Origin of the sequence: Bifidobacterium leontopitheci (genome assembly GCF_009193355.1) — a bacterium.
In the GTDB taxonomy this organism is placed as follows: domain Bacteria; phylum Actinomycetota; class Actinomycetes; order Actinomycetales; family Bifidobacteriaceae; genus Bifidobacterium; species Bifidobacterium leontopitheci.
Genome location: NZ_WBVT01000017.1, coordinates 1 through 15577 on the forward strand (window position 1 = coordinate 1; position 15577 = coordinate 15577).

A 15577-nucleotide genomic window follows, 5' to 3' on the forward strand; every position below is an offset into this window, starting at 1 on the left:
GCCAGGCGATCCAGAACCTGGTGATCACGGGTTCGCTGATCACGATCGTCCCTCTGGTGATCGCGTTCCTGTGCCTGCAGAAGTACTGGCAGTCCGGCCTCGCCGCCGGCGCCGTCAAAGAATGACGCAATGACACGACGGGCGGGGTGCGCCGAAATCCGGCCGGCGCCACAGCCGGCGCCACAGCCATCGCCACAGCCGGCGGCCGTTCCGGATCGGCAGCCCGCCCGTCCACACCCATATCTTCAAGGAGAACATCCGATGTCGCTGTCAACCACCAAGGCGCTGGGCCGTTCCGACTCCGCCATCCGTCGCCCGTTCCGCTGGCCGACGCTGCTGACCGATAACGGCGCAGGCCTCGCCTACGGCGGCGACTACAACCCCGACCAGTGGCCCGAAACAACCTGGGACGAGGACATCCGCCTCATGCGGCAGGCACACGTCAACACGGTCGCGCTCGGCATCTTCAGCTGGAGCCGCCTCGAGCCACGCGAAGGCGAGTACGACTTCGACTGGCTCGACCGCATCATCGACAAGCTCGGCCGCGCCGGCATCGCCGTCGACCTCGCCTCCGCCACGGCGGCCGCACCCCTGTGGCTGTACGAACGTCACCCCGAAGTGCTGCCCGTCGACCGCTACGGCCACGTCGTCAATCCGGGGTCGCGGCAGTCGTGGCGGCCCACCAGCCCCGTATTCCGCACGTATGCGCTGGAACTGTGCCGCCGCCTCGCCGAACGATACAAGGACCACCCGGCCGTCACCGCCTGGCATATGAACAACGAGTACGGCTGGAACAACCGCAACGACTACTCCGACGACTCCCAGCGCGCGTTCCGCGAGTGGTGCCGCGCCAAGTACGGCACCATCGACGCGCTCAACGAGGCGTGGGGCACGGCGTTCTGGTCGCAGCACGTCAACGACTTCGACGAGATCCTGCTGCCGCGGCACATGGGCGGCGACGCGATGGCCAACCCCTCGCAGCAGCTCGACTACGAACGCTTCGGCTCGGACGCGCTCAAGGAGTTCTACAAGGCCGAACGCGACGCCATCGCGCGCATCTGCCCCGACAAACCGTTCACCACGAACTTCATGGTCTCCACCGACCAGTGCGCGATGGACTACGCCGACTGGAGCGACGAAGTCGACTTCGTCTCCAACGACCACTACTTCCACGAAGGCGAATCGCACCTGGACGAACTCGCCTGCTCCGACTCGCTGGTGTCCGGCTTCGCGCTCGGCCGGCCATGGTATCTCATGGAACACTCCACGTCGGCCGTGCAGTGGAAGCCGCTCAACGCGCGCAAACGGCACGGCGAGCTGATTCGCGACGCGCTCGCCCACGTGGCCATGGGCGCCGACGCCATCAACTTCTTCCAGTGGCGGCAGTCGCGATCCGGCGCCGAGGCGTTCCATTCGGCCATGCTGCCGCACGCGGGCGCCGGCACGCGCGTCTTCCGCGACGTGTGCGAGCTCGGCGGACTGCTCAAACGGCTGGGCGAGGCCGGACTGCAGGGCAGCCGCGTCGCCCCCTCGCGCACGGCAATCCTGTTCGACGCTGACAGCGAATGGGCGACTCGTTGCCAGACGCTGCCGAGCATGAAACTCAGCCACTGGCATGACGTGCGCGACTGGTACCGCGCGTTCCTGGACGTCGCCGACCGCGCCGACGTGGTGCCGTTGCGCGCCGACTGGAGCGGTTACGACACCATCGTGCTGCCGACCGTGCTGGTACTGTCCGCTGCCGACGTGCGGCGCCTCGCCGACTTCGTGCGCGGCGGCGGCACGGCGATCGTCGGATACGCGACCGGACTCGTGGACGAACGGTTCCACGTCGGTCTGGGCGGCTACCCGGGTGCGGGCGACGGTCTGCTGCGCGACGTGCTCGGCGTGCGCGGCGAGGAGTTCAACATCATCGGCGACGAGGGGGAGGACGGCTGCGACGGGTGCGGCTGTGGTGGTGATGGTGTGACGGCTGTCGGCGACCCGGCGACGGTCGGCCTGTCCAACGGCGCCGTCTGCCGGCTGTGGGCGAACGTCGTCGACGAGGTCGCGCCCGACGCGGCCGTGCTGGCGCGGTACGAGGGCGACACGGCCACCGAATGGGAACTGGACGGCACGCCGGCGATCGTGCGGCACGACTACGGCGACGGCACGGCGTACTTCGTCGGCTGCGACTTCGACCGCGGCGACATCGCGCGCTTCCTGCGCGACGTCGGCTATGGCCGCGGTCGCGGTCGCGCTGATTGCGCGGACGGTTGGGCGGATGAGCCGTCCGGCCAATCGGACGCCCGCATCCTGCACGTGACGCGCGAGACGGACGGGCGGCGGTTCGACTTCTACATCAACCGCGCCCACGACGATACGGTCGTGCGCGAGCCGGCCGGTGAGACGCTGATCGCCTACCGCTGTGACACTGGCGTGGCTGACGGGGCTGGCGTGGCCGATGCGGCTGGTGCGGCCTGCAGGGCGGTCACATTGCACCGCAACGGCGTGCTCGTCACCACAACCGCATCCCGGACGCAGTGACCCCGGCTCGCCTGCAAGTACGGTCGGTCATGTTTTCTCAACCGACCGTACTCGGGTGATTCGTTTCGGGTACGGTTCGTTGTGAATTATTGACGAACCGTACTCGGACGGGTTTGTTCGGGTACGTTCGGTCGTGTTTTTTCAACGGATCGTACTTGTAGGGTTCGTTCGGGTACGTTCGGTTGTGTTTTTCTGACCGACCGTACTCGTAGGGTCTGTTTGAGTACGGTCGGTTGAGAATTGTGAACGGACCGTACTCGGGAACATCAACGGCGATGGTTACGATGGGGAGGATTCCCAAGCAGCGAGGTGACATGATGGCCAAGACCGACGAGCGAGATGCAGGCAAGCGCAGCCCGGCTCACGGCACTTCAGTATCGTCGGCAACAGTATCGTCGGCTTCGTCGTCGGCAGTATCATCGGCATCATCAGTAACGTCGTCGGCAAGCCCACGCCGGCGCGTCACCCTGCGCGACGTCGCCGAGGAAGCCGGCGTATCGCTGAAAACCGCGTCGAACGTGATCAACGGCAACGGCCGTATGAGCAAGGCGACGCGAGCCAAGGTCGAAGCGGTCATCAAACGCACCGGCTACCGGGTCAACGTGGCCGCGCGTAACCTCAACCGCGACCGCACCGGATTCATCACCCTCGCCGTGCCCACGCTCACCGCGCCGTACCTGGCGGAGCTCGCGAACCGCGTGATCGACGCGGCCCGGCAGCGCGGCTACCTTGTTTATGTCACCACGTACGCGGAGGGTTCGGCGAAAGGCGCGCGGGCGCTGCTGCGCAGCTTCAACTCGACGGTCTCGGACGGCATGATCCTGTCGATGAGCGAGGTAGAGGACATCTCCCCGGAGGATCTGGACGTCGACTTTCCGCTCGTGGTGGTCGGCGCGCGCACCACGTGGGGCAAAGCCGATCACGTCACGCCCAACGACGTTCAGGCGGCGCGCGCGGCTGCCGGATACCTGTTCGACCGGGGCGTGCGCTCGCTGGCCGTGATCGGCGGCCGCGGCGAGTACGACGAGGATCGACTGCTCGGCGCGACGGAGGGCAACGCGCAGCTGCGCCTGCGCGGCATCATCGAAGAGTGCCGGCGGCGCGGGGCGACGTTGGACGCGCGGCTCGTCGGCAACGTCGAGCAGGAGTGGACGATCGGCGCGGGGGCGCACGCCACGCAGGAGCTGATCGACCGGGGGATCGCGTTCGACGGCGTGATCGGGCTGAACGACCAGCTGGCCATCGGCGCGTTGACGGTCATGCGCGCGAACGGCATCGAGATTCCGCGGCAGGTGCAGGTGATCGGCTTCGACAACATCGAGGAGGCCCAGTACCTGCAGATTCCGCTCACCACGATGGATTCGCGGCTGGAATGGACCGCGCCGACCGCGGTGGACCGCATTCTCGGGCGCATCCGCGGCGAGATCGTCAAGCCGGAGCTGCTCATGACCGACTGCGGCGTCATCGTGCGCGACAGCACACGCTAAGAGCGGGCTGGCATGGGTGCCGTTGCCGCGGTTTGCGGGATGTGACGTTGCCGGGGATTGCGCTCAGGCTCCCAAGGAGCGTATGGTGAGGCGACCGCCCCCTGTTCTCTGCTTCGAGACGGGAGACGCGGTGATGTCGTCGCGGTGATTGCCGTCTGGCTTGTTTTCCCTGAATAGTCTGAGCGCGATTCCTCATCAGTCGGCGCGACACGCCAGAAGTGGATGCACGCTCGAAAGATACGATTCGTGGAATCGCCGGTTTTCCGCTGTTCCTGTATGACCTATCTTTCGAGCGTGCAACCATCCTGGGCGTGTCGCGCGGGTGATGAGGCCGATACGGTGGTTCGGACGATCGCCGGTCTGTCCGCACTCACCCCAATCGGCGCGGATGCTCGCCGGAGACCTCCCAGCCCAAGGCCATCAGCGTCTTGCGGTCGGCCTTGTCGAGCCGACGGCAGTCCAGCTTCGCGATGAGGTCCGGTCGGATCCGGTCCGTACGCTCCAGCGCCTCATCGCGGCGGAACCGGTCGACCTTGCCGTGGTCGCCGGACAGCAGCACGTCCGGCACGCCCACGCCGCGCCACACGGCCGGCTTCGTGTACTGCCGATGCTCGAGCAGCGCGTTCTCGCCCGTGTACGACTCCTCGACGATCGAATCGGCGTTGCCCATGAACCCGGGCAGCAGCCGCGTGATCGCCTCCAGCATCACCGAAACCGCGACTTCGCCGCCATTGAGCACATAGTCGCCGATCGAATATTCACGCACGTCCACGCCCTGCGCCCGGTAATAGGGCGGGATGCGCGCGTCATACCCCTCGTACCGCCCGCAGCCGAACACCAGCCGGCCCGCGTGGCTGAGCTCGGTGGCGTCGCGCTGGGTGAACAGCGGCGCCGACGGGTTCGGGAAGATGAGCACGGTGCCGGGAGCGGCCGCAGGTTGCGCGTCGGCTTCCGATTGCGGCATGGCCTGCGTGTCATCGTCCGTCGCATCTGACGGCTGCGCATGTATTCCGTCCACGGCTGTCGGCTGCTCGGAGCGGTCAATACGAACCTCGCTTGCGTCCGCCGCCGGCTGTTCGTCGGTCGGCTGGTCATCGACGCCGGCCGAATCGGCCGCGGCATCCTCGGACGCGTCGCAGGCACCCATCTCGACCGGCTCCAATCCGAGCAGCTCGTCGAGGCATTCCGCCCATACGGCGGGTTTCATCACCATGCCGGCCCCACCGCCGACAGGGGTGTCGTCCACCGAATGATGCACGTCATGCGTCCAGTCGCGCAGGTTGTGCGCGGCGACTGAGACGATGCCCTTCTCCTGCGCCTTGCCGAACAGGCTGAGGTTCAGCACGTCGAAATATTCCGGGAACACGGACACGATATCGATCTTCATGCCCACCAGCCTACCGAACCGGTCAGAAAGCAGCACCAGGACGGCTAAAACCATGCATATGGTTCATGTTCGTATGGTCGATGCGCGGTTGCAGCCCCTGCTCAGGCCTTCAACCAGCACCGTGCTCGAGATGTGGGTGTTTTGTTGTCGTCAATGCAACAGGAACCGCATCGCGGAATGGCCATTTTCCAACGATTCTGTGATTCGCGACAGCGTGTTTGCGGTGATATTCGCCAAACAAAACACCCACATCTCGGCAAGAAGGCGAAAAGTCACATCTCCAGCGCATCTCAATCACCCCTTCACCCGTCAATAGCGCATGTTGATGCCGTGCTTGCGCCCGTACCTCAGAATCAGCGTGAATAGCACATACCCGAGCGCCAGATACACGACGACCTGCACGGCCAACGCCAGCCATTCAACCAACGACACCGGCCGTCCGAGAATGTAGTCGCGCGCCATCTGCGTGCCCAGCGTGATCGGCAGGCAGCGGCCGATCCATGCGAGAGGCGTGGGCAGTGAGGCCAGCGGCACAATCACTCCCGAAAGGAACATCATCGCGTAGCCGAGCATGTCGGCGAACGATGCGGTTTTCGTGTACACCACGGTCACGCCGGCCAGCACCATGGTGAAGCCGAACAGCGCGACCAGCGTCAGCAGCGCGACGGGGACCGCACCAAGGCTCATGCCCATCGGCACGTGCAGCAACGCGAACAAGAGCAGGATGAACGCCGTGTCCACGACGGTCGACACGACAACCCAGGTGAGCGCCTTGACGGTGATCTGCGTGAGCAGCGAGGTCGGCCGCAGCATGAGCTGCGTGAACGTGCCGTCCTGTTTGTCGCTGGAGATGGACACGCTGGATTCAGAGATCAGCGTCGACGAGGTGGTCCACAGCAGGAAGCCAATCCAGTATGAGGGGTCGGTGCGCGCCTCGCTCGACAGCGCCAGCATGGCGATGACGATGCCGGAGACGATGAGACTGGAGATGTAGCCGCTCACGTACCGGCTCACCTCGGCGAGATACCGCCGTATTTCGGCGGCGAACAGCAATGGGATCCGTGTCATCATCGTGCCTCTTTCACTCGTTGTCTTCGTCATCTTCGTCATCGTCATCCCCCGTATCCGCATCGAAGATGCGCAGCAGTATCGTCTCCAGCGGCTCCGGCCCGCCGCCCTGCGAATGGTCGGCGATGAACCGGTCATACGGCCCGGACCATAGCGCGTGGCCGTGTTCGATGAGCAGCACGTCGTCGGCCAGCTGCTCGATCACCTCCGACTGGTGCGAGGCGAGCAGCACGGCGGTGCCCTCGTCTGCCAGCTGCCGCACGGTGCGCATGAAGTCACGCTTGGAGACCACATCCAGTCCGAGCGTCGGCTCGTCAAGGATCAGCACCTGCGGCCGGGGGATCATGGCGGTGACCAGCGCAAGCTTCTGTTGGGTGCCGCGTGACCAGTCGCCGACCCGCTTGCCCATGTGCCGTTCCAATCCGAGCAGGCGGATCATCGGCAGACAGCGTTCGCGCGTTCGCCTGCGGCTCAGCCCGTACAGTGCGCCCTGATAGTAGAGGTTCTCCCAGCCGGGCAGGAACATGTAGGTCAGGGCGCTGTCCTCCAACACGCAGGACAGATGATTGTACAGTTTCGGTCCCAACGTGCGGATGGGTGCGCCTTGGAACAGCACGTCGCCGGCGTCGGGCTCCAGCAGTCCGCATGCGGTGTGCAGCAGCGTCGACTTGCCGGCGCCGTTCGGCCCGAGCACGCCGACGATGCGGCCTGCCGGCACGGTGAGGCTGACCGACATGAGTGCGTGGACGTCACCGTAGGATTTGGATACGGATGATATGGACAATTGCGCGGCGTGCGGCGCAGCGTTCGACACGTTGCGCGTCGACGACATGACCGTCATGGTTCCTTCTTTCGTCACCTGCGCCGCCGCCGAACCCAACCGCGATACGACACGCGACGCGATACTATGACAATGGCAGGCGATCTGACCCGGCAACCCGCCCGGCGTCCTGCCCATGACCCGCCTCTTGTTATACCCCCGCCGATTGATAACACCCTATATCAAATGCGTATAACGGGCCCCACATGTGAGCGCGACCAATGGTGTAGTGTTCTGAACTCGGAAGGGAAAGCGGCAGTCTTAGGAACTTTTCCTGAAATTATCGCGTACAGCAGAAAAATCACTGTGGTATCCGAGCGTCATGTCAGGATACGGCAGAGACCAAAGGAAAGACAGAAAGCAGAGGAAAGCGGAATATGTCACTTGCAACCAAGTCGCGCGCCCGCCGGATCACCTCGGTGCTGGCGGCGGCGGTCGCGGCGCTGATGCTCGCCGGATGCGGCGCCAGCAACAACAGCGCCACCAGCTCCACGCCCACCACCGTGGACGGCAGCCTCAACAAGATCGTCTACAAGGGCGACGCCTCCAAGAGCCCGGCCAAGGCCAACCAGCGCGACGACACGTTCGTCACCACTATCGGCACCCCGTCCGGCGTGTTCCTGCCCTACTTCCAGGACAACGGCTGGGACGGCAACGCCACGCAGCCGATCTTCAACTCGCTCGTCGTGGTCGACAACTCCGGCAACGTCAAGCCCGACCTCGCCGAGAAGTGGGACATCTCCAGCGACGGCCTGACCTACACGTACCACCTGCGCAAGGGCCTCAAGTTCTCGGACGGCAGCCCGCTGACCGCCAAGGACGTGGCCTTCACGCTCACCCTGCTCAACGACCCGGCCTACTCGGGCGGCGCCGACTTCACGAACATCGGCATCAAGGGCGTCGACGAGTACAAGAACGGCAACGCGAAGTCCATCTCCGGCATCAAGGTCGTGGACGACCAGACCATCACCATCGAGACCACGAAGGTCAACCCGCTCGCCCTGCAGACGCTCGGCGGCTCGGTCCTCTCCAAGGCCTACTACGGCAAGGACTACAAGAAGGGCAAGCTCGACTACCTCAAGGACCTCTACTCCAAGCCGATGGGCGACGGCCCCTACCAGCTGAGCAAGTACGTCGACGGCCAGGAGATCCGTTACAAGGCCAACAAGTACTACTACGGCGGCAAGCCGAAGATCGAGAACCTCATCTTCAAGGTCACGTCCAAGGACACCGCGCTCGCCAACTTCCAGAACGGCGAGACCGACGACGACAGCTTCACCCCCGATCAGGACAACCTCGACCAGCTCAAGTCCTTCGGCTTCGCGACGATCCGCGAATCCACCGTGCCGGACATCAGCGAGATCTGGCTGAACAACAAGAACGACATCCTCAAGGACAAGAAGGTGCGTCAGGCCCTCGTCTACGGCCTCGACCGTCAGCAGATCGTCGACGTCCAGCTCAAGGGCTTCGGCCAGGTCGCCAACGTCTACGCCGCCCCCACCCAGTGGTCCTACACCGAAAAGGGCGTGCCGACCTACAAGTACAACGCCGACAAGGCCAAGAAGCTGCTTGACGAGGCCGGCTGGAGGGAAGGCTCGGACGGCATCCGCGTCAAGGACGGCAAGAAGCTGACCCTGCGCTATCTGACCAGCAAGAGCGACGATCCGGTCGTGCCGATCGCCACCGAGAACTACAAGGCCATCGGCGTCAACTTCCAGCCGGAAGTGCTCGACGGCGACACCATCATCCAGCGCTGGACCCAGGGCGGCGACTGGGATATGGTCGGCGGCTTCCGCACCAACGGCCTGGTCGACCCGGACGACGCCATCAACGAGTTCTACAGCACCAACACGAGCGTGAACCTCACCGGCTACGACAACGCCGAGGTCACCAAGCTCGCCAAGGAGGGCATCGCCACCCAGGACAAGGACAAGCGCAAGGAGATCTACGCCGAACTGTACAAGAAGCTCGGCGAGGACGTCCCCACCATCCTCGTCTCCTACCGCCAGTCGCTGTCCGCCTGGAACGCCCGCATCAAGAACGCCGAGGACTTCAGCACCGGCTCCGGCGACAGCTCGCAGGCGCTCGCCAAGCTGGAGATCACGAAGTGACGGCCCCGGCCGGCTCAGGTCGGTCACGCTGACCGGTTGCGCTGACCGGTCACGCTGACCGCTTGCGCCGACCGGCCACGCCGCACGCCGCGGCACGCCCCCGCTGACGGATTCCACGTCGGCGGGGGCGCCTGCGTACGCCGGTGGCCCCCCGGTTCTGCGACGCGCGGCCCGCGCGGACTGACTCGAATCCGACCCCGCACCCCGCTGCCCGTCCGGCAGCCGCGCTGCCGCGCACCCCGCACGGTCCTCCCCAAGGAAACCCCATGCTCAAGTACACACTCAAACGCTTCGGCCAGATGATCCTGATGATGTTCCTCCTCTCGATCCTGGTCTTCTTCCTCTTCGCGCTCATGCCCGGCGACTTCTTCTCCGGCAACCGCAAGCTCACCCCCACCCGTCTCGCCGAGCTGCGCGCGCTCTACGGGCTCGACAAGCCGCCGCTGCAGCGCTACTTCATCTGGCTCGGCAACGTGCTGCACGGCGACTTCGGCTGGTCGCTCAAATACAACGAGCCGGTCACCGACCTGCTCAAGACGTACATGTTCAACTCGTTCATCGTGGCGCTCGCCGCCATGGTCATCGCGTGGACCATCGCCGTGATCGTCGGCGTGTACTCGGCCACCCACCAGTATGCGTTCGTCGACAAGCTGGTCACGGTCATCGTGTTCGCGTCGCTGTCGTTCCCGTCGTTCTTCATCGGCCTGCTGGCGATCAAGTTCTTCGCCGTGGACCTCAAGTGGCTGCCGGTCGGCGGCATGATCGACACGGGCAGCAACAGCACGGGCCTCGCGTACGTGCTCGAGGTGGGTCGTCACATGATCCTGCCGGTGCTGATCCTCGCGTTCTTCTCGGCGGGCGGCCTCACGCGTTACTTCCGTTCCGGCATGCTCGACGTGCTGCGGCTCGACTTCGTGCGCTGCGCCCGCGCCCGCGGCATCAAGGAGCATGCGGTCGTGTACCGTCACGCGCTGCGCAACGCGCTGCTGCCGGCGATCACGCTGCTCGGCTTCGAGCTGCCCGGCCTGTTCTCCGGCGCGATCATCACCGAGCAGATCTTCGGCTGGCCGGGCATCGGCCCGATCCAGCTGGACGCCCTGAACGCGCACGACTACGAGGTGCTGATGACGTGTACGCTGCTGCTGTCGTTCCTGACGATCCTCGGCAACTTCCTTGCGGACGTCATGTATTCGGTGGCCGACCCGCGCGTGCGCCTCGCGCAGAAGGCTGAGGCGTGAGATGGCCGTCGTGAACGAGAAAGAGACAGGCACAACCGTGAAACAGTCTGTGAAACAGCCGGATGGCAAGGCGGCGGCCCGCGCGAAGCGGCCGCTGCCGCTGTGGCGCCGCCACCTGCGCGACCTCATGCAGGTGCGCGCCGCCCGCATCGCCGTGTTCTTCCTGATCTTCATGCTGCTGTTCAGCTTCATCGGGCCGCTGTTCAGCCCGTACGGCCAGAACCAGCTCAATGTGCGCTTCGCCGAGCAGGCGCCGACCATCGACCACTGGCTCGGCACCGACGACTACGGCCGTGACGTGCTGACCCGACTCATGTACGCCGGCCGCATCTCGATGACCATCGGCATCGCCTCGACGGTCTTGTCGATGGTGCTCGGCGCGCTCATCGGCGTCGCCTCCGGGTACTTCGGCGGCTGGATCGACGCGATCATCATGCGCTTCGCCGACCTGCTCATGTCGATCCCGAGCCTGCCGCTGCTCATCATCATGGCGGCGCTGCTCTCCGCGTTCGACGTACCGCCGGACACGCGCATCTACTATGTGATGGTCATGCTCAGCGTCATCGGCTGGCCGGGCATCGCGCGCATGATCCGCGGCGAGGTGCTCTCCCTGCGCGAGGAGCTGTACATGAAAGCCACGGAGGCGCTCGGCCTGAGCACACGCTCGAGGCTCTTCCACCATCTCATGCCGAACGTGTACCCGCTGCTCATCGTGCAGACCACGCTGAGCGTCGCCGGCGGCATCCTCATGGAGTCCACGCTGAGCTTCCTCGGTCTGGGCGTCATGCCGCCGAACGCCTCATGGGGCAACATGATGGCCGTCGCCTCGAACCTCATGGACTTCCAGAAGCGTCCGTGGCTGTGGATCCCGCCGGGAACCGCGGTGTTCGTGACGGTCGTGTGCATCAACGTGCTCGGCGACCGCATCCGGGATGTCGTCGATCCCCGCGCGAAGGAGGCGTGACATGAGCAACGACAAGAACCTGAGGACATCGTCTTCGGCCGCGGCCGCGTCCGGTACGTCGGCTGCCGGTACGTCGGCTGTTGATACGTCGACCGCGTCCGGTGTCGCCGCGTCGGCTGCGGCCGGTACGTCGGCTGCGTCCGGTGCCGCCGCGATGACCTCAACCGGTACGTCGGCTGCCGCCGGTGCCGCTGCGACGACCGTGACCGCGACCAAGCCGGACGTGCTGCTGTCGGTGCGCGACCTGCACGTCGTCTTCCCCCGTGAGGACGCGGACTCGACCGCTACCCCCTCCCGCCCCCGCCGGCGGGGGCTGTCGTCGCAGACGACTGGGGGTGGTCCCGCCGCCGCGACGTCCGACGCTGCGCCCACGTCCACGGCTCCCACGCCGGCCGTCGTCAAGGCGGTCGACGGCGTGACCTTCGACATCCCGCGCGGCAAGGTCACCTGCATCGTCGGCGAATCCGGCTCCGGCAAGTCGGTGACCGCCATGTCGATGATCAACCTCATCGACCGGCCGGGCCGCATCGAATCCGGCTCGATCCTCTTCGAGGGCCGCGACGTGCTCACGATGGACCGCAAGTCGCTGCAGCGGCTGCGCGGCGAAGGCATCTCGATGATCTTCCAGGAGCCGATGCACTCGCTCAACCCCGTGTTCACCATCGGCAAGCAGATCGTCGAGACGATCATGACCCACCGTGACGTGAGCAAGAAGGAGGCGTGGAAGCAGTCCGTCTCCTGGCTGGAGCGCGTCGGCCTGCCCAACCCCGAGCGGATCATGGACATGTACCCGCACGAGCTGTCCGGCGGCATGGTCCAGCGTGCGATGATCGCCATCGCGCTCAGCTGCGAGCCGAAACTGCTCATCGCCGACGAGCCGACCACCGCGCTCGACGTGACCATCCAGGCGCAGATCATCGACCTGCTGCTCTCGCTCAAAGCCCAGATGGGTCTGACGATCCTGTTCATCACGCATGATTTCGGCGTGGTCGCGGAGGTCGCCGACGAGGTCGTCGTCATGTACGAAGGTCACATCATGGAGCAGGGTGACGTGACCGAGATCTTCGACCATCCGACCCACCCGTACACGAAGGCGCTGCTCGCCACCCGGCCGGTCATCGGCCGTCGTCAGCGGCGGCTGCCCACCGTGCGCGACATCGCGCCGGAATTCTCCGATCTGTCGGACGGCACGTACTTCAGCAAGCGGTTCGGCTTCGACGAGGCCGGCGCGGCTGTTGACAGCGCGGCCAGCGGCGACGTTCGCAACGCGGCTTCCGGCCAGCAGCTCAACGGCTCGCGCACGGCCGCAGCGGACGCGTTCGCCGCGTTCGCCGAGCCGCTGCCGCAGCTGGCCTCGCGCGACGCCGGCGACCCGTCGGCGCCGCTGCTCGAGGTGCGGCATCTCAAGAAGTACTTCACGTCCAAGTCCGGCCTGTTCGGCCGCAAGACGAGCGTGGTGCGTGGTGTGAACGACGTGAGCCTGACCATTCAGTCCGGTGAGACGGTCGGCCTGGTGGGGGAGTCCGGTTCCGGCAAGACGACGCTCGGCCAGACGATCCTGCGGCTGCAGGGCAAGACGGACGGCGACGTGCGGTTCCGCGGGCGTGACGTGTTCGCGATGCCGGCCAAGCAGCTGCGCGCGCTGCGTCCCGAAATGCAGTACATCTTCCAGGATCCGTACAGCTCGCTCAATCCGCGACTGCCGGTGATCGACGCGATCGGCGAGCCGATGCTCGAGCATGGCCTCGCCACCAAGGACGACGTGCGCGACCACGTCACGCAGGTGCTGGAGATCTGCGGACTCAACGCCGACGCGCTCGACCGGTATCCGCACGAGTTCTCCGGCGGCCAGCGGCAGCGCATCGGCATCGCGCGCGCGATGGCGTTGCGGCCGGACTTCGTGGTGGCCGACGAGCCGGTCGCCTCGCTGGACGTGTCGATCCAGGCGCAGATCATCAACCTGTTCAGCGACCTGCAGGAGATCCGCAAGACCGCGTTCCTGTTCATCTCGCATGACCTGAGCGTGGTGGAGCACCTGTGCGAGCGGATCGTCATCATGTATCTCGGCGTGGTGGTGGAGACGGGCAGCCGCGACGAGCTGTTCAACAACCCGCTGCACCCGTACACCAAGGAGCTGCTGGACGCGATCCCGGTGCCGAACCCGCGGCTGCGGCGTACGATCACCGCGTCGACGCGCATCCCGGACGGCGACCCTGCAGCGCATCGCCCGTATGCGGCGGCGATTCGCGAGGGCAAGGTGCCTGAGCTGCATCAGGTCAACGAACACCACTGGGTCGCCGACGTGTGAGTCTGAGGTGCGGTTGTGACTGAGTGAGGTTGCGCCCCTCCACCTCGATACAGTTCAGCGCAAGGATTTACGGAAATCAGCCTTGACCTCCGTAAATCCTTGCGCCGGAATAGATGACGACAGTGCGATGGAGACGGGGAGAACAACGAAACCATACACAGACATGTGCGGGTGCATAGCAGTGAGGGGGTGTTTGTCACAGCGGGTAGCTACCCGCTGTGACAAACACCCCCTCACTGCTATCCGGTGCGGTTCGGCCGGCCGGTCAGATCCCCGGAATCAGGCCGCCCGGCGAGTCGATCGTCAGGTAGCCTTCCTCCAGATCGATGTCCGGCACCAGCTCGTCGACGAACGGCACCAATGCCGTCGATTCGGTCACCTCGCCGGTGGCCTCGTCACGAACCGGATTCGCGAGACGGATCTTGAGCAGCGACTGCGCGCCGTCGATCACGTCCACGACCTTGCCGACCACCTGCCCGTCCGGCAGACCCAGGCCGTTGCCGTCGGCGAGACGCGCCTCAAGCCCGACCAGATCCTTCGGATACCAGGCGTCCTCCTCGAGCATGTCCTCGGGGTCGTCCGGCTCGCCGAACAGTTCCAGCCCGTTGACCGCCTCGGCGGCGTTACGGTCGCCCAGTCGGTCGAACTTCACGATCCAACGGTTGTTATGTGTGCGTGCATGCTCGACGACGTATTCCTCGCCGCCGTCGCGCGTGTACAGCACGGAGTCGGGAGCGAACCGGTATTCCGGCTCGTCCGTGAAGAGGTACACATTGACTTCGCCTTTGAGTCCCTGTGCGCGGCCGATACGACAAACCCTCAGCAGTTCGCGCTGCTGAGGGCTGTCAGAGTGTTGCACTCGCTCCACGCCAGGGATCACCTGCGCACATCCATGATGTCGACGCGCACCTTGTGGTCGGCCAGTGCCTGCACCACCGTGCGGATCGCATTGGCGGTACGGCCGCTGCGACCGATGACGCGTCCGATGTCCTCCGGGTTCACGCGCACGCGAATCAGCTCGCCGCGCGGGTTCTCGTGGGACTTGACCGACACGTCGTCGGGGAAGTCAACGATGTTCTTGATGAGGTGTTCCACAGCCTGCGCGAGCATGATCACTCAGCCTGCGCTTCCTCAGCGGTCTCCTCGGCGGGAGCCTCAGCGGCGGCGGCAGCCTCGGCCTCGGCCTTGGCCTTCGCCTCGGCTTCGGACTTGGCGGCCTTCAGCTTCTGGGCCTCGGCCTCGACGGCCTCGACACGGGCGGCGGCGTCCGGGCCGGCCTCCACGGTCTTCAGGGTGCCCTCGGCGCCGTCCAGGCCCTTGAACTTCTGCCAGTCACCGGTGATGTTCAGGAGCTTGAAGACGGGCTCGGACGGCTGAGCGCCGACGCCGAGCCAGTACTGGGCGCGCTCGGAGTTGATCTTGATGGTCGAAGGCTGGGTGTTCGGATCGTAGGTGCCGATCTCCTCGATGGACTTGCCGTCACGCTTGTTGCGGGAATCGGTGATGACCACGCGGTAGAAGGCGTAGAACTTCTTGCCCATGCGCTTCAGACGAATCTTGGTTGCCAAAATGGCTCTCCTTGTAAACTAGGTGTGCGGATTTTCGATTGTGTGTGGGGCACCTCAACCGGAAACCCACGTGTTCCTCGTGCGATGCGGAATGAGAGGG

At 65.3% G+C, this 15577-nt stretch carries 12 protein-coding genes and 1 pseudogene; 7 read left to right on the forward strand and 6 right to left on the reverse strand.

Features of this window, described 5'->3' with window-relative positions:
* From F7D09_RS06335 to F7D09_RS06345, 3 genes and pseudogenes are all read left to right on the forward strand, one after another.
* Positions 1–125 (forward strand): annotated as a pseudogene (locus F7D09_RS06335) (carbohydrate ABC transporter permease); the annotation flags it as partial.
* Positions 126–261: 136 nt separating this feature from the next.
* The gene (locus F7D09_RS06340) at positions 262–2526 is read left to right on the forward strand and encodes a beta-galactosidase (RefSeq protein ID WP_152234568.1); all 2265 of its coding nucleotides are present in this window, start codon (positions 262–264) and stop codon (positions 2524–2526) included.
* A 284-nt stretch (positions 2527–2810) separates the two neighbouring features.
* Complete coding sequence (locus F7D09_RS06345; protein ID WP_226836022.1) at positions 2811–4013, forward strand: LacI family DNA-binding transcriptional regulator; 1203 nt, start codon at positions 2811–2813, stop codon at positions 4011–4013.
* 370 nt (positions 4014–4383) lie between these two features.
* Here the strand turns inward: F7D09_RS06345 and F7D09_RS06350 are convergent, their stop codons facing one another.
* The 3 genes from F7D09_RS06350 to F7D09_RS06365 form a co-directional block, all read right to left on the reverse strand.
* Entirely contained in the window at positions 4384–5400 is a 1017-nt protein-coding gene (locus F7D09_RS06350; RefSeq protein ID WP_152234569.1) for a tRNA (guanine(37)-N(1))-methyltransferase, read from the reverse strand.
* Between the two features lie 309 nt (positions 5401–5709).
* The gene (locus F7D09_RS06360) at positions 5710–6471 is read right to left on the reverse strand and encodes an ABC transporter permease (protein WP_226836024.1); all 762 of its coding nucleotides are present in this window, start codon (positions 6469–6471) and stop codon (positions 5710–5712) included.
* Positions 6472–6481: 10 nt separating this feature from the next.
* The gene (locus F7D09_RS06365; RefSeq protein ID WP_226836026.1) at positions 6482–7309 is read right to left on the reverse strand and encodes an ABC transporter ATP-binding protein; all 828 of its coding nucleotides are present in this window, start codon (positions 7307–7309) and stop codon (positions 6482–6484) included.
* Positions 7310–7665: 356 nt separating this feature from the next.
* On the opposite strand from F7D09_RS06365, the gene F7D09_RS06370 reads away from it, so the two are divergent.
* The 4 genes from F7D09_RS06370 to F7D09_RS06385 all read left to right on the forward strand — a co-directional run bounded on the left by F7D09_RS06370 (position 7666) and on the right by F7D09_RS06385 (position 13909).
* The gene (locus tag F7D09_RS06370) at positions 7666–9399 is read left to right on the forward strand and encodes an ABC transporter substrate-binding protein (RefSeq protein WP_152234571.1); all 1734 of its coding nucleotides are present in this window, start codon (positions 7666–7668) and stop codon (positions 9397–9399) included.
* 266 nt (positions 9400–9665) lie between these two features.
* Positions 9666–10637 carry an ABC transporter permease gene (locus F7D09_RS06375; RefSeq protein WP_152234572.1) on the forward strand — a complete coding sequence of 324 codons (972 nt, stop codon included), beginning with the start codon at positions 9666–9668 and terminating at the stop codon, positions 10635–10637.
* Between the two features lie 37 nt (positions 10638–10674).
* The gene (locus F7D09_RS06380) at positions 10675–11601 is read left to right on the forward strand and encodes an ABC transporter permease (protein WP_226836028.1); all 927 of its coding nucleotides are present in this window, start codon (positions 10675–10677) and stop codon (positions 11599–11601) included.
* Between the two features lies 1 nt (position 11602).
* Positions 11603–13909, forward strand: coding sequence for a dipeptide ABC transporter ATP-binding protein (locus tag F7D09_RS06385; RefSeq protein WP_152234574.1), 2307 nt, complete (start codon positions 11603–11605; stop codon positions 13907–13909).
* Between the two features lie 265 nt (positions 13910–14174).
* Here F7D09_RS06385 and rimM read toward each other — a convergent pair whose 3' ends face one another.
* Genes rimM through rpsP form a run of 3 tightly spaced genes read right to left on the reverse strand, consistent with a single transcriptional unit; the run spans position 14175 to position 15477 of the window.
* The gene (gene rimM, locus F7D09_RS06390) at positions 14175–14777 is read right to left on the reverse strand and encodes a ribosome maturation factor RimM (protein WP_152234575.1); all 603 of its coding nucleotides are present in this window, start codon (positions 14775–14777) and stop codon (positions 14175–14177) included.
* Between the two features lie 8 nt (positions 14778–14785).
* Complete coding sequence (locus tag F7D09_RS06395; protein WP_152234576.1) at positions 14786–15019, reverse strand: RNA-binding protein; 234 nt, start codon at positions 15017–15019, stop codon at positions 14786–14788.
* Positions 15020–15021: 2 nt separating this feature from the next.
* Positions 15022–15477, reverse strand: coding sequence for a 30S ribosomal protein S16 (rpsP, locus tag F7D09_RS06400; protein ID WP_152234577.1), 456 nt, complete (start codon positions 15475–15477; stop codon positions 15022–15024).
* Positions 15478–15577 lie beyond the last annotated feature (100 nt).

What these genes read in the sequence shown, in the direction of transcription:
- F7D09_RS06340 (WP_152234568.1), top strand. Translation starts at nt 262, where the DNA reads ATGTCGCTGTCAACCACCAAGGCGCTGGGCCGTTCCGACTCCGCCATC.
- F7D09_RS06345 (WP_226836022.1), top strand. Translation starts at nt 2,811, where the DNA reads ATGGGGAGGATTCCCAAGCAGCGAGGTGACATGATGGCCAAGACCGAC.
- F7D09_RS06350 (WP_152234569.1), bottom strand. Translation starts at nt 5,400, where the DNA reads ATGAAGATCGATATCGTGTCCGTGTTCCCGGAATATTTCGACGTGCTG.
- F7D09_RS06360 (WP_226836024.1), bottom strand. Translation starts at nt 6,471, where the DNA reads ATGATGACACGGATCCCATTGCTGTTCGCCGCCGAAATACGGCGGTAT.
- F7D09_RS06365 (WP_226836026.1), bottom strand. Translation starts at nt 7,309, where the DNA reads ATGACGGTCATGTCGTCGACGCGCAACGTGTCGAACGCTGCGCCGCAC.
- F7D09_RS06370 (WP_152234571.1), top strand. Translation starts at nt 7,666, where the DNA reads ATGTCACTTGCAACCAAGTCGCGCGCCCGCCGGATCACCTCGGTGCTG.
- F7D09_RS06375 (WP_152234572.1), top strand. Translation starts at nt 9,666, where the DNA reads ATGCTCAAGTACACACTCAAACGCTTCGGCCAGATGATCCTGATGATG.
- F7D09_RS06385 (WP_152234574.1), top strand. Translation starts at nt 11,603, where the DNA reads ATGAGCAACGACAAGAACCTGAGGACATCGTCTTCGGCCGCGGCCGCG.
- F7D09_RS06395 (WP_152234576.1), bottom strand. Translation starts at nt 15,019, where the DNA reads ATGCTCGCGCAGGCTGTGGAACACCTCATCAAGAACATCGTTGACTTC.